The organism is Epibacterium ulvae, assembly GCF_900102795.1.
In the GTDB taxonomy this organism is placed as follows: domain Bacteria; phylum Pseudomonadota; class Alphaproteobacteria; order Rhodobacterales; family Rhodobacteraceae; genus Epibacterium; species Epibacterium ulvae.
On the sequence record NZ_FMWG01000002.1, the window covers coordinates 359,567 to 383,300 of the forward strand.

Annotated in this window: 25 protein-coding genes; 7 read left to right on the forward strand and 18 right to left on the reverse strand. The window is 52.0% G+C overall.

Annotated features, from left to right (window positions below):
• Positions 1-13 precede the first annotated feature (13 nt).
• From BLP79_RS04230 to BLP79_RS04250, 5 genes are all read right to left on the reverse strand, one after another.
• A complete protein-coding gene (locus tag BLP79_RS04230; RefSeq protein ID WP_090216650.1) occupies positions 14-646 on the reverse strand; it encodes a glutathione S-transferase family protein in 633 nt (210 codons plus the stop codon).
• 122 nt (positions 647-768) lie between these two features.
• Positions 769-981, reverse strand: a complete 213-nt coding sequence (locus tag BLP79_RS04235; RefSeq protein WP_090216652.1) for a hypothetical protein — start codon at positions 979-981, stop codon at positions 769-771.
• A 67-nt stretch (positions 982-1,048) separates the two neighbouring features.
• A complete protein-coding gene (locus BLP79_RS04240; RefSeq protein WP_090216653.1) occupies positions 1,049-2,830 on the reverse strand; it encodes an acyl-CoA dehydrogenase C-terminal domain-containing protein in 1,782 nt (593 codons plus the stop codon).
• A gap of 31 nt (positions 2,831-2,861) precedes the next feature.
• A complete protein-coding gene (locus tag BLP79_RS04245) occupies positions 2,862-3,266 on the reverse strand; it encodes a MerR family transcriptional regulator (RefSeq protein WP_090216941.1) in 405 nt (134 codons plus the stop codon).
• A gap of 210 nt (positions 3,267-3,476) precedes the next feature.
• Positions 3,477-3,857 (reverse strand): MerR family transcriptional regulator, encoded by a 381-nt coding sequence (locus BLP79_RS04250; RefSeq protein ID WP_090216655.1) that lies wholly within the window; start codon positions 3,855-3,857, stop codon positions 3,477-3,479.
• A gap of 102 nt (positions 3,858-3,959) precedes the next feature.
• Between BLP79_RS04250 and BLP79_RS04255 the strand changes: the two genes are divergently transcribed.
• The 3 genes from BLP79_RS04255 to BLP79_RS04265 are packed head-to-tail and all read left to right on the forward strand — an operon-like array spanning position 3,960 to position 6,252.
• Entirely contained in the window at positions 3,960-4,382 is a 423-nt protein-coding gene (locus tag BLP79_RS04255; RefSeq protein WP_090216656.1) for a PaaI family thioesterase, read from the forward strand.
• Complete coding sequence (locus BLP79_RS04260) at positions 4,379-4,900, forward strand: PaaI family thioesterase (protein WP_090216658.1); 522 nt, start codon at positions 4,379-4,381, stop codon at positions 4,898-4,900. Before BLP79_RS04255 ends, BLP79_RS04260 begins: the two co-directional genes overlap by 4 nt.
• Positions 4,897-6,252 carry an MATE family efflux transporter gene (locus tag BLP79_RS04265; RefSeq protein ID WP_408607929.1) on the forward strand — a complete coding sequence of 452 codons (1,356 nt, stop codon included), beginning with the start codon at positions 4,897-4,899 and terminating at the stop codon, positions 6,250-6,252. The genes BLP79_RS04260 and BLP79_RS04265 overlap by 4 nt, the downstream gene beginning before the upstream one ends.
• A gap of 197 nt (positions 6,253-6,449) precedes the next feature.
• Here the strand turns inward: BLP79_RS04265 and arsC are convergent, their stop codons facing one another.
• From arsC to BLP79_RS04280, 3 genes are read right to left on the reverse strand one after another with little or no spacing between them, the layout of a single operon-like run.
• The gene (gene arsC, locus BLP79_RS04270; RefSeq protein ID WP_090216660.1) at positions 6,450-6,791 is read right to left on the reverse strand and encodes an arsenate reductase (glutaredoxin); all 342 of its coding nucleotides are present in this window, start codon (positions 6,789-6,791) and stop codon (positions 6,450-6,452) included.
• Positions 6,788-7,846, reverse strand: coding sequence for a quinone-dependent dihydroorotate dehydrogenase (locus BLP79_RS04275; RefSeq protein WP_090216662.1), 1,059 nt, complete (start codon positions 7,844-7,846; stop codon positions 6,788-6,790). Before BLP79_RS04275 ends, arsC begins: the two co-directional genes overlap by 4 nt.
• Positions 7,847-7,864: 18 nt before the next feature.
• A complete protein-coding gene (locus tag BLP79_RS04280) occupies positions 7,865-8,203 on the reverse strand; it encodes a DUF952 domain-containing protein (RefSeq protein ID WP_090216945.1) in 339 nt (112 codons plus the stop codon).
• Between the two features lie 210 nt (positions 8,204-8,413).
• Between BLP79_RS04280 and BLP79_RS04285 the strand changes: the two genes are divergently transcribed.
• Together BLP79_RS04285 and BLP79_RS04290 are read left to right on the forward strand one after the other, a co-directional pair.
• Positions 8,414-9,994 (forward strand): bifunctional metallophosphatase/5'-nucleotidase, encoded by a 1,581-nt coding sequence (locus tag BLP79_RS04285; RefSeq protein ID WP_090216664.1) that lies wholly within the window; start codon positions 8,414-8,416, stop codon positions 9,992-9,994.
• A gap of 94 nt (positions 9,995-10,088) precedes the next feature.
• Entirely contained in the window at positions 10,089-10,397 is a 309-nt protein-coding gene (locus BLP79_RS04290; RefSeq protein ID WP_090216666.1) for a DnaJ family domain-containing protein, read from the forward strand.
• Between the two features lie 38 nt (positions 10,398-10,435).
• On the opposite strand, the gene BLP79_RS04295 is transcribed toward BLP79_RS04290, so the two are convergent.
• From BLP79_RS04295 to BLP79_RS04325, 7 genes are read right to left on the reverse strand one after another with little or no spacing between them, the layout of a single operon-like run.
• Positions 10,436-11,557: an FAD-dependent oxidoreductase gene (locus tag BLP79_RS04295; protein ID WP_090216668.1), complete on the reverse strand. Its 1,122-nt coding sequence runs from the start codon at positions 11,555-11,557 to the stop codon at positions 10,436-10,438.
• 30 nt (positions 11,558-11,587) lie between these two features.
• Positions 11,588-11,968 (reverse strand): Na+/H+ antiporter subunit G, encoded by a 381-nt coding sequence (locus BLP79_RS04300; RefSeq protein ID WP_090216669.1) that lies wholly within the window; start codon positions 11,966-11,968, stop codon positions 11,588-11,590.
• A 12-nt stretch (positions 11,969-11,980) separates the two neighbouring features.
• Complete coding sequence (locus BLP79_RS04305) at positions 11,981-12,250, reverse strand: K+/H+ antiporter subunit F (protein WP_090216671.1); 270 nt, start codon at positions 12,248-12,250, stop codon at positions 11,981-11,983.
• Entirely contained in the window at positions 12,247-12,744 is a 498-nt protein-coding gene (locus tag BLP79_RS04310; protein ID WP_090216674.1) for a Na+/H+ antiporter subunit E, read from the reverse strand. The genes BLP79_RS04305 and BLP79_RS04310 overlap by 4 nt, the downstream gene beginning before the upstream one ends.
• Positions 12,741-14,261 carry a monovalent cation/H+ antiporter subunit D gene (locus BLP79_RS04315; protein ID WP_090216676.1) on the reverse strand — a complete coding sequence of 507 codons (1,521 nt, stop codon included), beginning with the start codon at positions 14,259-14,261 and terminating at the stop codon, positions 12,741-12,743. The genes BLP79_RS04310 and BLP79_RS04315 overlap by 4 nt, the downstream gene beginning before the upstream one ends.
• Positions 14,258-14,608 carry a Na+/H+ antiporter subunit C gene (locus BLP79_RS04320; protein ID WP_090216678.1) on the reverse strand — a complete coding sequence of 117 codons (351 nt, stop codon included), beginning with the start codon at positions 14,606-14,608 and terminating at the stop codon, positions 14,258-14,260. Before BLP79_RS04320 ends, BLP79_RS04315 begins: the two co-directional genes overlap by 4 nt.
• Before the next feature lie 3 nt (positions 14,609-14,611).
• Entirely contained in the window at positions 14,612-17,470 is a 2,859-nt protein-coding gene (locus BLP79_RS04325; RefSeq protein WP_090216680.1) for a monovalent cation/H+ antiporter subunit A, read from the reverse strand.
• A 259-nt stretch (positions 17,471-17,729) separates the two neighbouring features.
• Between BLP79_RS04325 and BLP79_RS04330 the strand changes: the two genes are divergently transcribed.
• Positions 17,730-18,197, forward strand: a complete 468-nt coding sequence (locus BLP79_RS04330) for a rhodanese-like domain-containing protein (RefSeq protein ID WP_090216946.1) — start codon at positions 17,730-17,732, stop codon at positions 18,195-18,197.
• Complete coding sequence (locus tag BLP79_RS04335) at positions 18,164-19,021, forward strand: CE1 family esterase (protein WP_090216682.1); 858 nt, start codon at positions 18,164-18,166, stop codon at positions 19,019-19,021. The genes BLP79_RS04330 and BLP79_RS04335 overlap by 34 nt, the downstream gene beginning before the upstream one ends.
• Positions 19,022-19,042: 21 nt before the next feature.
• On the opposite strand, the gene mdoH is transcribed toward BLP79_RS04335, so the two are convergent.
• The 3 genes from mdoH to BLP79_RS04350 are packed head-to-tail and all read right to left on the reverse strand — an operon-like array spanning position 19,043 to position 23,711.
• On the reverse strand, positions 19,043-20,923 hold the full coding sequence (mdoH, locus tag BLP79_RS04340) for a glucans biosynthesis glucosyltransferase MdoH (protein WP_090216685.1): 1,881 nt from the start codon (positions 20,921-20,923) through the stop codon (positions 19,043-19,045).
• Positions 20,920-22,458: an OpgD/OpgG family glucan biosynthesis protein gene (locus BLP79_RS04345; RefSeq protein WP_090216687.1), complete on the reverse strand. Its 1,539-nt coding sequence runs from the start codon at positions 22,456-22,458 to the stop codon at positions 20,920-20,922. The genes mdoH and BLP79_RS04345 overlap by 4 nt, the downstream gene beginning before the upstream one ends.
• Positions 22,455-23,711 (reverse strand): OpgC family protein, encoded by a 1,257-nt coding sequence (locus tag BLP79_RS04350; protein WP_090216688.1) that lies wholly within the window; start codon positions 23,709-23,711, stop codon positions 22,455-22,457. Before BLP79_RS04350 ends, BLP79_RS04345 begins: the two co-directional genes overlap by 4 nt.
• Positions 23,712-23,734: the final 23 nt, after the last annotated feature.

Below are 23,734 nucleotides of genomic sequence, written 5' to 3' on the forward strand. Positions count from 1 at the left end.
TGTTGTCTTAAGATCAGTTGCGGTCGGATGGATTGCCGGGCATCAGATCATAGGGATGTTTCCAGCCGGGCAGATCGCTGATACGCGACAGCCAAGCATCAATATGGGGCCAGTCTGCCCGGTCAAATCCGAAAGATTCGGGATAGTAAAGATAGCTGCAGCAGCTGAAATCTGCGTTTGTGACGCTGTCGCCGACCAACCAGTCACGCCCTTCCAGATGTGTATTCAGCGTGCTCCAAGCGGTTTGTAAACGCCCCTGCATAAAGCCAATGACATCTGCTGGTCGCTTGTCTTCTGGCAGGAAATTCATCAAAAATCGGGTCATTCCGACTTGGCTGGAATGTTTGTGATTGTCCCATAAGACCCAGCGCAGGACTTCGTATTTATCCGCGCCCTCACCGCCAAACTTTCCCGTTTTATCTGTGATGTATTGTTGAATCACACCAGATTGGCTGAGTGTCACATCGCCATCAATCAGCAAGGGGGCTTCCCCTTGAACGTTCAGTTTACGGTAGTCTTCACTGCGAGTTTCTCCATTGAAGAAATCAACAAAGACTGGCTCCCAATCCAGACCAGAAAGTTCAAGCGCCAGTGCGGCTTTGTAAGCGTTCCCGCTTTCGCCAAAACAATAAAGTTTGAGTGTCATCTGAGGTTCCTAAATCTTATTGCAGATACGCAAGACACTCGCATGTGTTGCGCAGGTGTAAGATGGCGAGGGTTTAACCGAAAGAAAAGGTGCTTTGGATCACTAACGCTACGGCAGCACGTTCATCGTTTGCGATCTTCGAGTTCACTGTTGAATACCCGCAAGCGATGGCTCAGCGCGTCGTTATCTGTGACACTGTCAAAGTGTTCAAACAGAAAGGAGAGCGCCTCTCCTTCATCAAGCCCCGCCTCATGAGAGAATTGTTTCAGGCGGCGATAGCCGTCTTCGGTCATTGCAATTGGAAAGCGTCTTGTAAGGCGAAAGCGTTTGGGCATTTGTAGCGTCCTGATTTGAATGCTCTGCCCCTTCCTTTCGGTGATAGGAGCAGAGCAGCGCTGTCAGTTAGAATTGATCCGCGTCTAATGACATCACAGGATCTGCGCCGCTTTGGATACGCGATAGATGTAGAGCGGTGGCAGGCAGACGGCGGGCCATGTAAAACCGTCCGGTGGTCAGTTTCGCGTTGTAGAAGTCAGCATCTTCCTGCCCGGAGTCCAGTGCGGTTTGGGCGGTCTTTGCAATGTCAGCCCACATTAAGCCGAGGCAAACATGACCAAACAGGTGCATAAAGTCATAAGATCCAGCCAATGCATGATTGGGGTTTTTCATTCCATTCATCATGAAGAACTGTGCCGCAGCTTGCAGGTCTTTGGAGGCTGCTTTCAGGGGGTCGATAAACTGTGTCTTGTAGTCTTCGTTGAGATCTGCGTTTTCTTTGCAGAAGGTTTTGACGCGTTCAAAGAAACCAAGAAGGTGCTTTCCACCGTCCTGCGCAAGTTTGCGGCCCACAAGATCCAGTGCTTGAACACCATTGGCACCTTCATAAATCATTGCAATACGGGCATCACGGGTGAATTGCGACATGCCCCATTCTTCGATGTAGCCATGCCCGCCCAGAACTTGCTGCGCTTGCACCGTCATGTCGTAGCCCTGATCGGTCAGGAAGCCTTTTAGTACGGGTGTCAGGAGCGAGATGAGACCTTCGGCCTCAGCGTCGCCGGTAAGATGGGCCTGATCAATTAACTTAGCCCCCCATAGCAGGAAAGCACGGCCGCCTTCGATAAAGCTTTTCTGGTCTAACAAATTTCGCCGGATATCGGGGTGGACGATCAAAGGATCAGCTGGACCATCGGGGTTTTCGGCGCCAGTGACGGCGCGGCCCTGCAAACGGTCTTTGGCGTAAGCGAGCGAATTTTGATATGCCGCCTCAGCCTGCGCAAGACCTTGCATCGCGACACCAAGCCGTGCTTCGTTCATCATTGTGAACATCGCACGCATCCCCTTATGGGCTTCGCCAAGTAAATAGCCGGTTGAATCGTCATAGTTCATCACACAAGTGGCGTTGCCATGGATGCCCATTTTTTCTTCGATGCTTCCTACGCTGACACCATTGTGCGCGCCAAGGCTTCCATCATCGTTCACCATGAATTTCGGGACGATAAAGAGAGACACACCTTTGATGCCATCTGGGCCACCGGGAATTTTTGCGAGGACAAGATGGATTACATTTTCCGACAGGTTGTGATCACCCGCAGAGATAAAGATCTTCTGCCCACTGATTTTATAGCTGCCATCCTCTTGAGGGTCCGCTTTGGTGCGCATCAAACCAAGGTCCGTTCCGCAATGAGGTTCCGTGAGGTTCATTGTGCCCGTCCAGGTGCACTGGATCATGGGAGGCAGATAGGTTTGTTTCTGTTCTTCCGTTCCATGTGCAAGGATGGCAGAGGCGGCACCATGGGTCAGGCCCTGATACATCGTAAAAGATTGGTTGGCGGCCGAGAAATACTCTCCGACAGCGGTGCCAATAACATTTGGCATATTTTGACCACCATAGGCCTCTGGCATGTCCAGTCCCGGCCAGCCCCCGGCCTTCATTTCATCAAAAGCCTCTTTAAAGCCGTTAGGAGCGGTCACTTGTCCATCTTCAAAACCACAGCCCTCCTGATCACCTGACTGATTGAGAGGTTGCAGCAAACTGCTGGCGATTTTACCGGCTTCAGTCAGGATTGCATTGGTGAAATCACTCTCAAGCTCTGCATATCCGGGGATGTCAGCCTCGGTGAGCTTGAACACTTCGTGAAGCAGGAACTGTGTATCTTTTGTCGGTGCCGTATAGCTGGGCATGAGAGGCTCTCCCTGGGCAAAGTGAATGTGGTCAGTCTGGTTTTGGTCCGGTCGTTAAGTCATCAGTGTCAGAAACGCTTTTGTTCGCTTGTAATTCCGCAATCCGTCCGGCCCCCCAATCAAGTTGAGAGCGCAGATCTGTTATCGCATCGTCAAGTTCCGCGCGGCGACGTTCCATATCTGCAAGGCGCTCTTGTGCGAGTGCATAAACACGGGTCATCTGCAGCAGGTTTTTGCCGTCCGCATTATAGAGATCAAGCAGTTCGCGTAGCTCTTCCAAGCTGAACCCAAAGCGCTTTCCTCTCAAGATCAGTTTCAGGCGTGCGCGATCTCGTCGTGTATACAAGCGCCGCTGCCCTTCGCGGATCGGGAATAAAAGCTCTTTGGTTTCATAAAATCGCAAAGTGCGTGGCGTTACATCAAACAGTTCACACATCTGGCGAATGGTTAAGGTTTCATCTGGCCTTTCTGTCACTGGATCCTTCACTTTCGGTCTGGTTCAAACCTGAGCACGAGGTGGGTGCATTGCAAGCCAAATTGACGTTCACGTAAACTGAACGTGGCGTCACCACCTTGCATCGTCTTTGCTCAACGCTGGGTCGGGTGCAAAAAAAACGGGCACAGTGCCCGTTTCCTGTTTCTCGTTCTATTCTTTTTGTTTGGCGACCTCATCAAGAGTCGTCTGTCTTAATACTTCCAATTCTTCTAAAGCTTCGTTGATCTGTTCGCGTTGGTTGCGAAGCTCAACCAATTGGCGATCTGCCATCCCGACGAATGCCTGCATTTGAGCGTGGTTGCCTTTGTCTTCATAGATCAAAAGCCATTGGCGTATCTCTTCCAGTTGGAACCCAAATTTACGTCCCCGCAGGATGAGTTTCATACGTGCACATTCGCGCGCAGTATAAAACCGTGAACGCCCCTCACGTCGAGGCTGCAACAGCTCGATATACTCGTAATATCTGAGAGTGCGTGGGGTTACATCAAATTCCGCACACATCTCTTTGAATGACAATATTTGTTCATCCATTTTAGCTCCCCCTTAAATGCAGCCTAGGCATTGCGTTTTGAGAGTGCAACCATTGCTATTGTTCTTTACAATTTTGGCAAAGAAACATTTAGGATAAGCGGGATGAGTAAACTTTTAGAGCAAGCACAGGGCTTTATCCAGATGTTGCCCCATGCGCGTGCTTTGGGCATGGAGCTGATAGATCTTAAAGATGCTCAGGCCAAGATCATCATGCCATATGACGAAAAACTGATCGGTGATCCTGATACGCGGGTTATTCATGGAGGCGCGGTGTCAGCGCTTATGGACACCTGTTGCGGGGCAGCTGTGATGGCGCATCCGATGCGCCCTGTCAGTACGGCCACAATCGATCTGCGCATTGATTATATGCGCGCGGCCACCCCCGGCCAGACGATTACAACCACCGCAACCTGCCACCATGCAACGCGCTCTGTTGCGTTCGTGCGTGCTGTTGCAGTTGACGAAGATGCCGATCATCCAGTTGCAACTGCAACGGGTGCTTTTACCGTGGAGATCTCTGCATGAACCGTCCTCGGCCAGAGCCTATTCAACAGGTTAAAAAACGACGCGATGACGCATTGACTGCGCTGGTTCAATCCGTGCCTTATATTCAGTTCCTTGGCGTGACATTTGATCGGCGCGGGGATGAGCTGACCGCGCAGTTGAATTATTATGAGAATTTGATTGGGAACCCGCTGTTGCCAGCCTTGCACGGTGGCGCAACGGCGGCGTTTTTAGAAATCACCGCGATGGTGACACTCAATTGGTCGGTGTTGTGGCAACGGATCGAAAATGGAGAGCTGGATGCGCAGGATATGGCGCAAGGCAATTTGCCACGGCATCCTAAAACGATTGATTTCAGTGTTGATTATCTGCGCTCAGGACTGCCGCGGGATGCATATGCGCGGGCACGGGTCTGGCGTTCGGGACGTCGATACGCTTCGGTGCATGTTGAGGCTTGGCAGGATAACAAAGAGCGCCTGCTTGCGCAGGCTACGGGCCATTTCCTCATGCCGCAGTCGGGTGATGTGGGTCATAAATGACAATGGCAAACAGTGCATCCCAAGACCACAGGACAACGGAAATCACGCATCTTCGCGTTCTAAAAATCGCGGTGCCTGTGGTTCTGTCAAATGCAACTGTGCCACTCTTGGGGGTTGTTGACACTGCTGTTGTGGGCCAATTGGGGGCGGCTGCCCCCGTTGGCGCGGTGGCGGTTGGGGCTGTGATCCTGACCTCACTTTTTTGGGTGTTTGGTTTTTTGCGTATGGGCACAGTTGGCCTTGTGTCGCAGGCGATCGGGCGTTCAGAAGACGCTGAGGTCACGGCATTGTTGACCCGCTGTCTTTTGATCGGTGGCTTTGCTGGCTGTGTGTTGATTGCGTTGCAGGTTCCGTTGTTTTGGGCGGCCCTTGCGCTGGCGCAGCCTTCACCAGCTGTGCACACTCTTGCCAACGATTATCTGAGCATTCGCATTTGGTCGGCTCCGGCAGTTATTGCGCTTTATGGTATTTCGGGCTGGTTGATTGCACAGGAACGAACACGCGCTTTCTTTGTGATCCAACTGGTGACCAACGGGACCAATATTCTACTGGATTTCTGGTTTGTGCTTGGGCTTGGATTGGGCGTCAACGGTGTTGCCTTTGCGACGCTTATTGCCGAGTGGGGCGGCTTTGCGCTTGGGTTGTGGTTTTGCAGAGGCGCTTTTTACAGCTCAGCCTGGCGCAATTGGGCACAGGTCTTAAAAACCTCTGCATTGCGTAATATGGCGATTGTTAACACGGACATTCTTATCCGATCATTACTGCTGCAGCTGGTTTTTGTGTCATTTACGTTCTTGGCTGCACGACAGGATGATGTGACTTTGGCAGCCAATCAGATTTTGGTGCAGTTGATGTTTATTACGGCTTACGGAATGGACGGGTTTGCCTTTGCTGCAGAAACATTGGTGGGGCAAGCTGTAGGCGCGCGTGCGCGGGCTGCATTGCGACGTGCGGCCATAATAACCAGCATCTGGGGGGCTGTGGTTGTGCTGAGCATTGCCGTGGTTTTTGCGCTGTTTGGACCACTTTTGATTGATGCGATGACAACTGCTGTTCAGGTGCGTGAGATGGCGCGTGTCTTTCTGCCCTATATTGTGTTGGCGCCCTTGCTTGGTGGAGCCAGCTGGATGCTTGATGGGATTTTTATCGGAGCCACTGCAACGCGTGATATGCGGAATATGATGGGTGTCAGCGTTGTTATCTATGGTGCTTCGGCGGCGCTGTTGATACCGGTCTTTGGCAATCATGGACTATGGGCCGCATTGCTGATCTCATTTGTGGCCCGTGGGGTGACCCTGAGTATGAAATATCCGCAACTTGAACGACAGGCCGATAAGCTGGAAGGGGTATAAGGAGATCGGGGCGATACCTTGAGAATTTGGCGACACCGTCAGAATTTGAAGAGAGTGTTGGCAAGAGGTTTTGCGCTGCGCGTTGCGCATCGCCGGGAGGCAGGCCGCACCTATGGCGCGGCCTGCCTGGCCCAAGGGGCAAGGGTGTTTTCTAAAACACCTGTGACGCGCGGGAGCCCCCCTTTTTCGCCTTTGAATTATAATAAGGCTTTCAGGGCGTCGGTCGGGCGCCCAATTATGGCCTGCGTGTCAGTTATTGCAATCGGGCGCTCAATCAGGGCAGGATTTTGCGCCATGGCGTTCAGCAAAATCTCCTCAGAATCCTGAGGAGACAAACCGAGATCCTTAAACAGAGCGTCTTTGTGACGTATCATATCCGCCACTGGTCGCTGGAGTTTATCGAGCACGTCGCGCAGTTCATCTGCAGAAGGAGCATCTTCTTTGTAAAGCCGAAGGCTAACCTTTACGCCTTCTGCTTCGAACAGTGCCAGCCCGGCTCTTGATTTAGAACAACGTGGATTGTGCCAATAGGTGATCATAACCACTCCCCGCGTTTGTGTCCTACAGCTGCGGCGACAGTTTCAAACCCGTCTCGTTTCAGTCGCTGCTCCAGTCCTGTGACGATCTCTTGCACCAGTGAGAGCCCACCATAAACAAGGGCGGTGTAAAGCTGCAGTGCGCTCGCACCAGCGGCGATCTTGGCATAGGCTTGATCGGCTGAGCCGACACCTCCAACACCGATCAACGGCAGGGCACCATCCAGTCGTTGAGACAGCCCCGCAAGGACGTGCGTGGATTTTTCAAACAAAGGTGCTCCAGATAGCCCACCCTTTTCCTCTCGATGCGCGCTGCTCAACCCTGTGCGGTCCAATGTTGTATTGGTGGTAATGATGCCATCAATGCCTGTTTCCAAGGCCACGGCGGCTATGTCATCTAGTTCCGCTTCATTCAGATCAGGTGCAATTTTCAGAAAGACTGGAAGTGGGCGAGAAAGGTCGCTTCGTGTTTCCAAAACACCCTTTAGCAAAGCCGAAAGCGCGGCTTTTCCCTGAAGATCCCGCAGTTTCTCTGTGTTTGGCGACGACACATTTACGGTTGCGAAATCGATGCTCTCTCCGCACTGTTTTAGGACTGTTGCAAAGTCACGTGCCTTGTCTGTGCTGTCTTTGTTGGCGCCTAAGTTCAGGCCGACGACCCCGCTGCTGGACCGTTTGTTCAGTCGCGCGGCGATGACCTCCATCCCGTCATTGTTAAAGCCAAATCGGTTGATTGCTGCGCGGTCTTCGCTCAATCGAAAAAGGCGGGGTTTTGGGTTGCCGGGTTGCGGGCGCGGGGTTGCTGCGCCGACTTCGATAAATCCAAAACCCGCCTTTGACAGCGGAGAGAGCGCTTGGGCATTTTTATCAAAGCCTGCCGCCAGACCAACAGGATTGGGCAGATCCAATCCGGCCAAATTGGTTCTAAGTCGCGGTGAGGTAGTAGGCCCAGGCGCTGGTGTCAGCCCCAGCTGCAGCGCTTTGATGGACAGCCCATGTGCGGCTTCTGGATCCAGTTTGTGCAAGGCCTTTAGGCCGAGGTTTTCCAAAACATTCATGTCTAGACGTCTTTGCTGTTAGGCCATTTCCAAGGGGAATTGATGGGTTCCCTTTACCAGTGGCAGCGGTTTGGCCCAAAGGATGTCGGATAGATGCAACATTCGATAAAGATGCGGAAAGTCAGCGCCGCCACGTGAGACTTCCCATTTCAAGTCCTCGCCTAAGGTGTCCACGTCGACAGCCAACAACCACAGTCCTTCCGCCATTGCAAAGTGCTTTGCTGCGGTTTCTGGGGCTTGGTTTGCGGTTGAAAAGTGAATGTAACCATCTGCTAGGTCAATTGGCGCGCCTTTTGTTTGGCCTGCAGCCTGAAGCGCGTCCCATTCGTCGGTACGGAAAATTTTGTAGATCAGCATGGCATGGGTGATGCGCCGGATTGGCTGACCGGTCAAGGAAAGACTGACCACATATGATGCAATTTCAGGCGAAAATAATAAGTAATTTGGCGCGCGAGGTTCAATTTGTCATTTTCTTGTTACCCTGAACTAGATAGGTGCGGCATAGAGCTTTTGACACATAGCGATATTCATGCGCCTATGGGTCCAATTAAATGACAGGAGAGTAACATGTTTACACGTCTTCTTAGTGGCGCTGCTGCGGTGGCACTGACCGCAGGTATGGCTTCGGCAGAGTATAAGCTGACCATTTTACACACCAATGACATTCACAGCCGTGTCGAATCTATTAACAAATATGATTCAACCTGTGGCGCAGAAGATGAGGCTGCTGGAGAGTGTTTTGGTGGTGTTGCACGCATCAAAACTATCGTGGCTGAGAAACGCGCTGAATTGGCGGATCAGAATGTATTGGTGCTGGACGCAGGGGATCCGTTTCAAGGCTCTTTATTCTACACCACCTACAAGGGCGCAGCCGAAGCTGAATTTATGGAAGCGATCGGCTATGATGTTATGGCCGTCGGCAATCATGAATTTGATGATGGTCCCGCAGCACTGGAGAAATTTGTAGACGCAGTGTCTTTCCCTGTGATCTCTGGCAATCTGGATCTGTCAGCTGAACCTTTGCTGAAAGGCAAAGTTGGCAATCATGTTGTTCTAGAGGTTGGCGGTGAAAAGATTGGTATTATTTCTGCCCTTGCGACAGATACAGTTGATACGTCTTCACCCGGTGACAATGTTGTTTTTCAGGACGAAATCGAAAGCCTAAAGGCAGATGTTGCGGCGCTTGAAGCCGAAGGTGTCAATAAAATCATTGCATTGACACATGTTGGCCTGCCAAAAGATCTGGATATTGCTGCGCAGGTTCCTGGGATTGATGTTGTTGTTGGCGGGCACTCACACACGCTTTTGTCGAACACCTCTGATCGTGCTTCTGGTCCATACCCGACTATGGTTGGCGATGTGCCGGTTGTTCAAGCCTATGCCTATTCCAAATATCTTGGTGAGTTGGAGCTGACATTTGATGCCGCAGGTAAAGTGACTGCAGCAAATGGTGAGCCAATTTTGTTGGATGCTTCTATCACGCCGGATGCAGATGTTGCGGCACGCGTTGCGGAAATGGGCGCACCAATCGAAGAGATGAAGCAGCGGATCGTTGCGGAAACAGCTGAAGTTGTGGAAGGTTCCCGCGATATTTGTCGTGCCGAAGAGTGCGCGATGGGCAATCTTGTTGCGGATGCGATGCTGGATCGTGTCAAAGATCAAGGCATCACGATTGCGATCCAGAACGGTGGTGGATTGCGTGCCTCTATCGATGCGGGCGAAGTAACCATGGGCGAAGTCCTGACCGTTTTGCCTTTCCAAAACACGCTTTCAACTTTCTTCGTCTCTGGCCAAACTGTGGTTGATGCGTTGGAAAATGGTGTGAGCCAAGTCGAAGAAGGCAAAGGCCGGTTTCCTCAGGTTGCGGGGTTGAAGTATACCTTTGACATGTCAGTGGCGCCAAACGAAGGCCGTGTGTCTGATGTATTAGTGCACGACGGTGGCGAATGGATTGCAATTGATCCAGCCAAGACTTATGGCTTGGCGTCCAATAACTACGTGCGTGGCGGTGGCGACGGATACAAGATGTTCCGTGACGCTGAAAATGCTTATGATTTTGGCCCCGATCTTGCTGATGTCACCGCAGAGTTTTTGGCGAAAAATGGTGCATATAAGCCTTATACCGATGGCCGTATCACACGCAAATAAGCTGTATTAAAGCTGAATTCTAACCGCCGTATCCCAGCGATGCGGCGGTTTTCTATTGCTGGTATTTCCAGTTTTCGCCCTTCATAATACTGGTATGGATCACCCGCTTATCGACCTTATCAATCAACGTATCGCCGCCGCGGAAGCTGACGGTGCATTTGATAACTTGGAAGGTGCAGGGCGTCCGTTACCCGACTGTGATGATCCTGAAAATGCGTTGCTCAACCGTTTGGTACAGGAAAGCGGTGGCGTCCCTGAATTTGTGACACTGTCTCGTGAATTGTCCCGTCTGCGTGTAGAGCTGCAGGAAACCGGTGATCGCACGCGCCGCCGTGAGATTATGAAAGACATGTCGATGACAGAGGCACGCATCGATTTGGCCCGTAAAGCCTATTTGCGGTAGGGGGCTTTCCAGTCTGCAAGTATGATCAGATCTTTAGCTTATCTGACGGATTTTAACTCGCGAAACTGATCCATAAAAGACTGATCAATATAATCTTTCCAACGCCACATCAAAGCTCCGCTCATTGGTATATTAAATTTCTCAGCTAACGCAATTTTACCACCAAGCGATATGAGCTTTAAGTAATCACTTTGAGGGTTATATGGATTCATGGAACTATTAGATGTAAATGATCTTAAGTTACTATAAAGAACTTTTGATTGGCGAACCGCATATACGCCAGCTTTGGGCCGTGGTGCGTAGGCGAGGTGGGCACAGTCCCCAGTTGCAAAAATATTTGGTTGTGAACTCTGCAAGTTTTCATTCACCACCACGTAGCCATTATGAAGCTTCAATCCGGTCTGTTGTAGCCAGTCATAGGCCCGTGCACCTGCAGCCCCTGTGGTGAAATCTGATAGGATCTCGCGCCCGTTCTCTAAGATGATTCGATCTGACAGGATCTGTTTAATTTCAACATCTTCCAAAACTGTAACGCCAAGGGCAGTGAGCTGGTTGCGCAATTTTTGCGCGGCTGATGCGCCGATTGCTGTCAGCGCCTGCGCATTGTCAATCAAGGTGGCGCGCGCCAGTCTATTATGATGTCGCAGATCATAGGCCATCGCCATGATCAGCTCAGCGCCAGCGATGCCGCCGCCGATCACAGCCACATGAGCAGGCGTTGTTTCACTGCGAAACATTTCCCATTCTGCCGCAAAAGGGCCCAAAGGTTTGGCAGGCACCGCGTGGTGGCCAAATCCAGCCATCTGGGGCATATCTGAGGTGATCCCAATATCTATCGCAAGCGCATCATAGGGGATTGGAGCATGACCTTCGACGTCAACAGTTTGGTCTTTAATGTCGATATTACGTGCCGCGCCCAGAATAAGATTCGCGCCAGAAAACTCTGCGAGATCGACGAGATTGATATCCAGTTCTTCGCGTTTGTAGTGTCCTGCGACAAAGCCGGGTAGCATTCCCGAATAGGGTGCAGTAGGGCCGGGATTAATGAGCGTCAGCCGTACACCGGGCAGTGGATTTAATCCCCATTCGCGCAGGACCAACGCGTGTGAGTGGCCTCCTCCGATCAACACGATATCCTGAGTTTTGGAAGGTTGATCCATAGGCGGCCTCTGTTTGTGTTATGTCGTGCGTTACGCCTTTTCTTCTGCGGTCGCTTCGGGCGCAATGTTGTGGGTGGCCCAAAGTTTATCTTTACCTGCGTCAGGAAGGCTCTTGGGGGTTTCATGCCCGTGCATATGCACTTTCGCAATGAAATTTGCCGTGATGGGTGCTGTGAGGAAGATGAACAATGTGATCATAATTTCATGCACCGAAAGATGACCCTCTAGCCATACAGAGTGCAGAATAGAGGCCAGCAAGACACCCCCAACGCCCAAAGTTGAGGCTTTGGTCGGTGCATGCAGCCGTGACATGGCATCATTTAATTTGATCAAGCCGTAAGAGCCGACAAGACCAAACACACCGCCAATAATCAAGAAGGCACTGACTGCGATTTCGAGGATTAAATCCATGAGAGCGCTCCTTTATTCGATGATGTTGCCGCGCAGGATAAAGCGGGCATAGGCAACGGTTGAAACAAAACCAAGCATGGCAACAATCATAGAAGCCTCGAAATAAACTTCGGTGCCCAATGCGAGGCCGTAAAGGACCATCAGAACGATTGCGTTTATAAACATGGTATCGAGCGCTAGGATGCGATCTGCGACCTCAGCGGCATAGACCACCTTATACAGGTTCATCATGACGGCCAGAGAGAAGCAGGCAAAGGCAAATGTAACAGCAATGGTGATCATTCAAAGATCTCCTTTAGGCGGGCCTCATAGCGGGTCTTAATCTCGTCTCGCACTGCATTTGTGTCTTCTGCATCAAGGCAGTGCACCAATAGCGCATGGCCTTCAGCGGACACATCAGCAGATACAGTGCCGGGGGTCATGGTAATCGTCCCGGCGAGTACGGTAATGGCCTCTGGCGTACGTAGATCCAGTGGAATGGTGACCCATCCAGGCTTACGGTCTGCATTCGATTTGAACAAAACGATCAGTGCCACCTGAATATTTGCCACAACGATATCGTAGAATACGACAAAGACATATTCGATGATCTTTAAGGGGGCCCGCACTTTGGGTTGTTGGGGCCAATAGGCTCTGGTCACAAATGGAATGAGCCATCCCATCAAAAATCCAAACACCAATGAGTTCAATGACCAGCCATTTACCAGCAAAAGCCATGTCACCGTCAGCAGAAGTGTCAGGAAAGGATGAGGTAGAAGTTTGCGCAGAAATGTCATTTCGCAGCACCTCCCAGCACGGTTTCAAGATAAGCCGTAGGCGTGAACAATTGTTCTGCGGTTGCTTGCGCATATGAGCTCATAGGCCCAGCAAAGAGTGTGAGTGCTACGAGCCCCGCAATCAGTGCGAATGTTGCGACAAAAGGCAATGCAGCGGGCCGGCCTGCCTCGTCTGTGGTGTCAGAAGGTTTTGTATCAGCATCATAGGCTTTCCAGAAAATCAGAGTGCCAGCACGAGCAAGCCCCAGAATAGTTACGAGAGAGCCGCCAAGGATCACAGCCCATATGGTCCAGACCATATCGTGATCACGTGCCGCATCCATCACCAAAAGTTTGCCTAAGAAACCTGACAGCGGAGGCATCCCTGCCAGCGCAATGGCAGCGACAAAAAACATCGCCGAGATCAGCCCGTTTTGTGCCATGGGTGCTTTGGGGGATATTTCGACGCCGCGGCGCTCGATCACCAGATCAGAGATCAGGAACAACAAAGCTGCGGCCAGCGTGGAATGCACCGTGTAGTATAGTGCTGCTGCTGCAGCTTCTGGCGTGAACAGGGCCACAGCTGTGAGCAGCGTGCCCATTGATGTGATTGCACCATAGGCGATGAGGCGGCCAATATCACGCGCACCTAAAACACCCACAGCCCCTGCGCCAAGGGTAAGGAGGGCCGCAGGCAGCAACCAGTCTCCACCCAAACCTGCAGCGGCGTCCACCTCTGGACCAAAGACCAGAGTGTAAAACCGCAGGATGGCGTAGGCTCCGACTTTGGTCATGATGGCGAAAAGTGCAGCAACGGGCGCAGGCGCATAGGCATAAGAGGCGGGCAGCCAGAAATGCAAAGGCAGCAGTGCAGCTTTAATGGCGAACACCAGCAATAGCATGATGGCGCCGACCCGGATCAACGCGGTATTATCAGGTGATAGTTCCACAACCTTTACCGCAAGGTCTGCCATGTTCAACGTGCCTGTGACGGAGTAAATTGTACCCAAGGCAAAAAGAAACAGGGTAGATCCCAGAAGGTTATAAACCACGTATTGGACGCCAGCCTGAAAGCGCTTTGTGCCGCCGCCGTGGATCATCAGGCCATATGAGGCGATCAACAGGACTTCAAAGAAGACAAACAGATTGAAGGCATCGCCGGTTAAAAACGCGCCTTGAATGCCCATCAGCTGGAATTGGAATAAGGCATGGAAGTTTTTCCCACGCGCGTCCCAGCCCGATCCAATCGCATAAAGGTTTACAATCAGGCCCAGAACGGCTGTCAGCACAATCATCATCGCGGATAGGCGGTCCAGCACCAGAACGATTCCAAAGGGCGCTTGCCAGTCGCCCAATTCATATACCTGTACAGTGCCATCTGCAGCTTGCCAGCCTAAGGCGAGGGTGAAAATCACCATCAACACAGACGCTGCAACAGAGAATACACGGGTCAGGTCCATATGGTGCCGGGTCACCATCGTGATAAAGGGCGCCGCCAGTGCGGGAAGCACCACGGGCGCAATCAGCAGGTGGTTCATGCGTCGTCTCCTGCTGTTTGCTCTTCAGTCATATTGATCTTATCCGTTTTGGACGAGAGGTAAGAGGCGAGCGCGATCATCACCACAACCGCAGTCATGCCAAAGGAAATCACAATCGCTGTCAGAACCAGCGCCTGGGGCAGCGGATCCGTATAGGCAACCTCTTTGTATTTATTCAGAACCGGTGGTGCGCCAACAGCCAGACGACCAGTGGCGAACAGGAACACGTTTACCGCATAAGACAGCAGTGACAGTCCCAAAATAACCGGGAAGGTCCGCTGGCGTAGGATGAGATAGATACCTGCTGCGGTCAGGATGCCAACGGCAGATGCAACGAGAAGCTCCATCGATCAGGCCTCCTTTGTGGGTTCAGCGGCGTCATCGCGCGCGGGGTTTATATCCATCGGGTGTTCACTGGTGATTCCCGGTTGCCAGGCAAAACGCGCAAGGCTTTCCAGCGCCAGCAAAACCGCGCCGACCACAGCAAGGAAGACACCAAGATCAAACAGGGCTGCCGTGGCCCATTCAAACTCTTCAAGTGGGGCCCAGTGGATATACCCAAAGGCTGAGGTGAGGAACGGTTTGTCATTAAACCAAGCCCCCATACCTGTCGCTGCAGCGATCAAAACGCCTGATCCGATAATGGCATGGTACTGAATTTTTTGACGTTCAGTCGCCCAACCAAAGCCAGACGCCATATATTGCATGATGATTGCAATGGCTGCGATCAGGCCCGCGATAAAGCCACCTCCGGGCAGGTTGTGACCGCGGAAGAAGATATAGGCTGCAACCAAAAGTGCCACAGGCATCATTACACGGGTTGCCACTACCATCATCAAAGGATGTGCGTCACCATCCTGTGGAAGATCTGGTTTGCGCGTCAAAAGATAGCCACGAATGCGCGACCTGCTCAATACGGCTTCGGTCAGGGCAAAGATTACCATGGCTGCAATGCCCAGAACGATGATTTCACCAAAGGTGTCAAACCCGCGGAAATCGACCAAAATCACGTTTACCACATTGGTGCCGCCGCCGCCTTTGTACGAATTGGCGAGATGGAAGCCTGAAATGGTTTCCGCAGCGAAATCACGCGTCATGAGGGCATAGATCAACCCTCCGACACCCAGACCGGCGACGCTTGCGATGATACCATCGCGGATGCGTGTGCTTGCTGGGCTGTCTATTGGTGTGTCTTTTGGCATGAAGTTCAGTGACAGCAGCAACAGGATGATTGTCACCACTTCGACCGAGATTTGCGTAAGCGCCAGATCGGGTGCTGAGAAATAGTTGAAGCCGAGCGATACAATCAGACCCACAACGCCGATCAGGACCAGCGCAATCAGACGTTTGCGATGATGTTGCATGATAAAGACAACAGCAACGACCAGCGCAATCCAGCCTAGAACTGGTAGGATACCAACTGATTGCACCGAACGGGTTGCTTCAGACAAAGTACCGGTTGCAAAGGCCATATAGCTGATACCGACGGTAAACAGCACCATGATCAGCCCGTAACGGGTTATGGAACCGTTATGCAGGCCTGCTGTGATACGATCTGCGGTAACTGTTACGGCCGCGATTAGGCGATCGAACAGCACCTTGGCCTCAGGGCGGGGCAGAGCATTCCAGATTGCTTCAAGCTGACGATGGAAGGCCAAAAGGATCATCCCGCCGACCACTGCAATCATGGACATATACAATGCTGGGTTCAATCCATGCCACAATTTCAGATAGACTTTTGGATGGTCACCCGTCACTGCATCAGCGGCTGCCTGTACAACCGGGCCAACCAGTTTGCCCGAGAACAAACCGATCACGACCACCAGAATGACCAGAAACGCCGGTGCGGCCCACATGCCAAATCCAGGATCATGAGGTTTTGCAGGATAATCATCCCGTTTTGCACCGAAAAACACATGCGCAATGTACCGGAACGAGTACGCAGCAGAGAACAAAGCTGCGAGGGTTGCGAGAACTGGGATCACATAGGGGCTGTTCAACCAATAGGTATGCGTGGTCTCTTCCAGCATCATTTCTTTTGAAATGAAGCCATTAAGAGGAGGAATCCCGGCCATGGACAGTGATGCGACCAAGGCAATGGTAAAGGTCACAGGCATCAAATGACGTAAGCCGCCAAGACGTTTGATGTCGCGTGTGTGTGCCTCATGGTCAACAATACCCGCTGACATAAAGAGCGCGGCTTTAAACGTGGCATGGTTGATGATGTGAAAGACAGCACCGACGGCCGCAGCCTTGGTGCCAAATCCCAAAAGCATCGTGATCAGACCCAGATGCGACACCGTGGAAAAGGCCAAAAGCGCTTTTAGATCATCTTTGAACAGGGCAATCACCGCACCAATGACCATAGTGACAAGGCCTGCGGTGGTGACGATGTAAAACCATTCTGGTGTCCCTGCCAAAACAGGCCACATGCGCGCCATCAGAAAAATGCCCGCTTTTACCATTGTGGCTGAGTGTAGATAGGCAGAAACCGGCGTCGGAGCTGCCATCGCATGGGGAAGCCAGAAGTGGAATGGGAACTGTGCAGATTTGGTAAAGCAGCCCAACAGGATCAAAATAAGCGCGGGCAGATAAAGCGGTGAAGCTTGGATCAGCTCTTTATTCTGCAAGATGACTGTCAGATCATAAGAGCCTGCGATATTGCCAAGGATCAACATCCCCCCAATCATCGCCAGACCACCCATGCCTGTTACTGTCAGAGCCATACGAGCGCCTTGACGCCCGGCAGGCAGGTGTTTCCAATACCCAATCAGCAAGAAGGAGCTCAGCGAAGTGAGTTCCCAGAAAATCAATAGCAACAGGATATTGTCGGATGTGACGATGCCGACCATGGCACCTTGGAACAGCAATAGATAGGTGTAGAACTGCCCCATAGGGTCTTGCCGTGACAAGTAAAACCGGGCGTAGAGGATGATCAAAAGACCGATGCCAAGGATCAAGGTGGCAAAAAGAAAGCCTAAGCCATCCAGAAAGAAATTGGCATTCAAACCAAGTCCCGGCAGCCAATCAAAGCGCGCTTGAATGGTTTCGCCGCGCAGAATGGCTGGGGCGTGCAACATAAGGCCAATGAAGGCCAACAACGTGGTGAACCCGGCTGCCGAAGAGGACGCATTGCGTCCAGCTCGGATCAAAAGGGCAGGGAAAACGGCACCCAAAAAGGGTAAAGCCGCGATCAGGAACAGCGACACTTGCGGACATCTCCTGGTTGGCTAGTAAAATTTACAGATAACTAGTCTTTTTTCACAGCCTGTGCCAGTGTTTCAGATCTGCCAGAAAATAAAATTACCGTTTGATGCGCTGATTTGCCACGATATGAAAAACGAGCCTTGCTGCCTGACGGAAGTTAACGAGAACTTGATCAACCTAGAGCCTGAAACAGGCTGGCATAAGATGATCCATCGCACCAAATTGGCTACATGTAATCTGTTACATTTGTTGGAGCCAAATATGAGCACCTCTACTTTGCGCCGTCCTCATTTAAACAGACGTCGTTTACTGTTGGTCGGGCTTGGTATCGGCGGAGCCGTGGCGGTGGGGCGATGGCGGTATTTAACCGCGCCAGAGCACCTCAATGCTAAGCTTTCCGTTCAAGAAACCCATACGCGCCAAAAAACCGGTGAAATCACATTGGTTGATATACGAACACCCCGTGAATGGGCGGCGACAGGCATCGCAGAAGGGGCGCATCCGATCGATATGCGGCGCGATGATTTCGTTGAAGCGCTTCAGGGTGTTGTTGGTGAAAATCGCTCTGCACCGATTGCGCTTATTTGTGCACGCGGTGTCCGCTCTGCGCGTATGACGATACGTCTCTCTGAGGCAGGATTTAACAATATTATTGATGTGCCCGAAGGCATGTTGGGATCAAAGGCAGGACCAGGATGGATCAATTCAAATTTGCCAGTGGTGCGTTAACGTTCACCTCTGTTTTAGGGTTTTCAATTGCGTTCGGGGGGACTGCAGCTGATGCAGCCTGTGATGACGCAGGTATATGCACATTTGAGGATGGAGGAAGCTACCACATACGTACACCAGATACTGCAGAAGGTGAGACGATTCCCGCAGTGGTCTTTTTGCATGGATTTGGCAGTTCAGGCGAGGGCACCTTAAGAATGAGAGGGACCGTAAAAGCACTGCAAGACCGTGGTTATGCCGTGATTGCACCTGATGGAGCCCGCCGCGCAGATGGACGTCGCAGCTGGAACTTTTTCCCCGGGTGGGACGGGCGTGATGAGACCGCGTTTTTGCAATCTGTTGTTGATGATGCCAAAGAACGCTTTGATGTTGATCCAGAGCGTGTTGTTTTAGCTGGGTTTTCCGCAGGTGGCTTTATGGTCAATTATCTTGCCTGTGAAACACCGGATATGTTCGCGGCTTATGCCCCTGTGGCGGGTGGTTTTTGGCGGCCTCAGCCAAGTGAATGTAATGGACCGATTCGCCTGCATCATACACATGGTTGGAGCGATACCGTTGTCCCCCTAGAAGGACGCTACCTGCGCAATGGTACCTTTCAGCAAGGTGATATCTATGCAGGACTAGAAGTATGGCGTGACGCATTAGGATGCGAAACCCATGCGCCTTCTCGCGTGTGGTCTGAAGATAAAGATCATGTACGTCAATGGAGCTGCGGCGACAATTCAGAGATCCGGTTCACTCTGCATCCAGGTGGTCATGCAATTCCGCAGGGTTGGGCAGATAAAATGGTGGATTGGTTTGAATACGCGCAGCCATCACAATAGCTGCGCTCTCTTGATCTTGTCTTATTCAGCCGGTGTCTGAGCTTTTCCTTCCAGATACCGGCGCATCTGAAGGCGATAACTGCGGGCAGCCTGTGTGATCTGAGGCTCAACAAAGTGATCATGCGTGCCCATCCAGCGGTGAATACGATCGCGAATTGTCATACCGGATAGCGCAGAGAGTGGAACTGCAAGTAAGAGCGATACGGCAATTGGCACCAGCCAGATGGAAATTACGCCAGCGATAATTCCGACCCAAAGTGCAGCGCCGCTAAGTGTTTCCAAAATATGGACCTGTAAAATCGTGCGCAGGCTATAAGATCCACCATCGCGAGCCTGAGGAGACCATCCTTTTTGCAGTCCAAGCAAAGTCCGTAGCACGGCAATCATCTGTTGAACCATTAAGATGGGCGCATAGAGCACCGCGAGAATGACCTCTGACAGCATGGAAACTAGAAATTGCCCTGCGCCCCCGTATTCGCGGAACTGCCGTCCTGTCAGCGGAAGCGCCAGAACTGATAGCATTTTGGGTGCCAGAAGCATTGCATAAATCAGTAAGATAACCAGCACATGACGTGGTTCTGTCATGTCAGGCCAAGAGGGCATTGTCGGGTTTTTCTCTGAGAAATAGGTCAAGACAGAGGCGTCTTCACCGCGACCGATCAGGGCCCAGATCACCAAGAGTGCAAACCAGATCGGAGCCATCAGATAGCCAATTGCTCCATGGAGTAGATGAAAGCGAGAGATCGCACGAAAACCACGGGCATTTAGCAGCTTGATGTGTTGCAGGTTCCCCTGACACCAGCGACGATCCCTTTGGATGTGATCAATAAGCGTTTGCGGTGTCTCTTCATAAGACCCTTTGATCCGCGGCAGAAAACGCACGCTCCACCCAGCGCGACGCAACAGGCCCGCTTCGACGAAATCATGGCTCATGATCACTTGTTTCTTGCCGCGTAGATCGCGCAAATGTGGCAGGCCAGCACATGCGGCAAAAGCACGTGTGCGCATGATCGCATTGTGCCCCCAATAGTTCCCTTCATGGCCGGCCCATCTGGCCAGACCTTCGGCCAGTGCCAGACCATAAACAGTATTGGCGAATTGCTGCATGCGACCAAAAACAGACTGTGCACCGATAAGTTGCGGATAACTTTGGATTAGTCCCGCGGCAGGATCGCGTGCCAGTGCATCAGCTAGGCGGCCAATGGCCTGACCGGTCATCAAACTGTCTGCATCAAGGACCAGCATCGCATCGTATGCGCCCCCCCAGCGTGTGACCCAATCATGAATATTGCCAACCTTACGGTCAGTATTTTCAACGCGGCGGCGATAGTAGAGCGCGCTGCCCGCTGGCAACATCGCGCGCAAAGCGATTACGCTTTGTTCTTCTTGTACCGCAAGCTCTTCGTCACGGGTATCCGAGAGGATAAACATGTCGTAGCTATGCGCGCATTCGCGAGAGCTGAGCTCTTCTAGCATAGACTGCGCATTGCCAAGCACATACCAGGGCACTTCGTTATAAACGGGAACCAAAAGCGCCACGCGCATTGGCGCGCCTTCAATTTCGCCTGTGGTTTGTTCACGTCGTGATAGCGAATAAAGGCCTAGAAGCACGGTTGAAACGCTGAAGCAAATCCAAAAGAAATTGAAAATGATCAAGGCAAGCAGCACAGTCTCTAGCCAAGTTACCCCACCATCTGCAAACCATCCCTGCATAACCCAGCCCAAAGCGGCGGTTGCCAGCATTGCTGGAGAAAAGGTCACAATTCGCCAAAGCGCGGCATGGCGCGCTTCTTTGGTTTTGGGTGCGTCTTCGTCTTCAAAGGGCCGTGCAAAATCCTGTGCAGGCATGTCCAACGGAAACTGTGACGGCATCAAGGGAGATGGCTTGGCAACAGAGGTCATGTCGTCCACCGATACAACCAAACCTCTGATGCGGCGGCACCATCTTTGCGCAGCTGTGCACGCAATTCGATATGATCCTGTTCACCAGGATCAAATGAGAAGGCAAGACGCAAACCACCCGTTTCTGGGTTGCGCTGTAACACGCCATCCGTGGTTTCCACATGTGGAGAGGAGATATGGATATCGAGAATACCCTCTCCTTCTTCACCGTCGACGAAATCAGCAAAGAGCGGGCTTGCCTCAAAGTCGACAATCATTAAGCGCCCGGGATCACCGAAAATCTTTTCACCAGAGGCAGTGTTGAGCACCCGTGGCAGCACCATGTCTGGCTCTTCACCCCACGTCAGACGATAAGACAATTTGATTTCGCTTCCTGCTGCAAAAGGCTCTCGAGGACGCCAGTAGGCTACGATATTATCGTAGATTTCTTTGTCAGCGGGGATTTCTACCAATGTTACGGCACCTTTGCCCCAATCACCTAACGGTTCAACCCACAGGCTGGGGCGCCGGTGGTAATGGGCTTCAAGGTCTGCAAAGTCTGACAGATCGCGCGAGCGCTGCATGAGGCCAAACCCTTGTGGGTTTTCATCTACAAAAGATGATATTTGCAGATGTTTTGGATTTGCCAGAGGACGCCAGAGAATTTCACCATTGCCGTTTTTAACCAATAGCCCTTCGCTGTCGTGAACGGCAGGGCGGAAATCATCAAAAAGGTGGCGGTTGGTATCATCATAAAGGAACATGGATGTCAGCGGACCCAGCCCAACATGCGGCAATTCGGTACGGGCAAAAAGCGTGGCCTCCACATCCATTACACAGTTCGTTCCAGGGGTGATGTTAAATCTGTAAGCACCTGATAAGGAGGGAGAATCCATCAATGCATGGACTACCATGTTTTTCTGGTCGGGGGCCGGGGCTTCTAGCCAGAAATCCGTGAATTCTGGGAACTCCTCGCCTTCGGCGTCCCCTGTTTTGAGGGCAAGACCACGTGCTGACAAACCGTAAGCATGCTCTGCGCCGATTGCACGGAAATAGCTCGCGCCTTGAAAGACACAGAATTCGTTCTTTTTGTCTGGCGCGTTGAACTGTGTTCTGAGACGAATGCCGGAATAGCCCAGATTGCCCTCTGTGCTCAGATCTGGTGCCCGTTTGTGCGCTTCAAACAGGTTGATGTTAAAGGGCTGATGTTCAATGTGGCCATCCGTTACGCTGTAGACTTGAACTGCGCGTGGGAAGTAAAGGCCCGGCAAAAAGAAATCGATGTTGTAGCTACGGTCCGTATCGGCCCACAATGCGTCTGTTGTGCGGAACCAACGCGCCTTGTAATCATCATACGATTGATTCAGCCAATCTTCAGGTACGCTGGGACGATGTGAGAATGTTTTTGTGGCCAGGATGCGTGCACGCTCGATCACATCCGCATGGCGAAATGGTGTTGTCGAGGGGGCATTGGTAGACGCAGAGACGGGCAGCGCAATCAAGCTTGTCGTACCAAGCGCCATTGAGAGGAAAGAGCGGCGAGTGAGACGGCTCATTTCTTGCTTCTCCAAGGTTGGGATTTGAACCAGCCAGCGCCATAAGCGCAAGCAATAATCAGGGCAAAGCCCACAAGGTTTGCAAAAGCAACCGTCAGCACTGCGCGATCTGTGTGATCCAGTGCAAAACCGATCAGACGTGCTAAGGCCATAGAGAACACAAAGACCGCCAGAGACTGTTGGCCCACCTTTGTAAGGATCGCGAGAAGAACACCCCATATCCGCGCCAGGACGCCGGTTCCGTTGGCAATCAGGCGTTTTCCCCCTTCACCCGCGACAACCCAACCCAGATAGGCAAGTGCAAGGAAGTGAACATATCGCAACAAGCCAAAGTCTGTTTTCTCACGCCATTGAGATGTCATCTCGTAGGTCGGGCGAATGATCTCACCCAGATCCGGACTCGCAGCTTTGACCCAAAGGTAGACTTTCCACGATCCAAAGGGGGCGCCGATCACCAGGAATGCGACAGAGGCGGCGATCAACAGTTTTGAAACCGGAGGTTTGGGCAGCCAGCCTTTCATAAAGGCAAATCCGGTAAAGAAGAGCAGCTGCCAGCCGAAGGGGTTAAAGAACCACTCACGCTCTGACCAAGGTTCGGCGCCCAGGCTCACACCGTTTGGACCAAGGCCTATGATGTAAGGGTTCGCACTGAGCCAAACCGCAATCGAGAAAGCACCGACAGCCCAAAGGTTAATTTTCTCTAGTCCCATCATGATGGGCATCAGCGCGAGGACGACCAGATACATCGGCAAGATGTCGAAGTAATTCGGCACATAGCTAAGCGTGAACAGACCAACAAGTTGAGGAGCGGGATCGTTGAAGAAAGGTAGTAAGTTCAGCGAGCCGATATAGCTTTTTTCAAAGTTCCCATAGGTGTCCAATGCAGCCATGCAGACTGCGATAAACACAAAAAGACCGATATGTGCCCAGAAGACCTGCCAGCATCTAAATGCAACCCGTGCAGTGCCTAGCCACCAACCACGCCGGGCAAAAGAGCCACCAAATGCAATCGCAGAGGCCATGCCTGAGCAGAAAACAAAGATCTCAGTTGCGTCTGAAAATCCGAAACGTGCAGGAATCCAACCCGTCCAGCGATTGCCAGGAATATGGGCGATCAGGATGATGAACATCGCGATGCCACGGTAGAAATCCAGACGTGGGTCGCGCGGACGCGGTGTTGGCGCAGCCTGTTGGTTTGCAGGCTCGCTTGCATCAGGGGTGCGCGCAGTCGTAAGGGGCGTAATGGTTGCCATCGGTCGGTGTCAGTCTTCCTGTG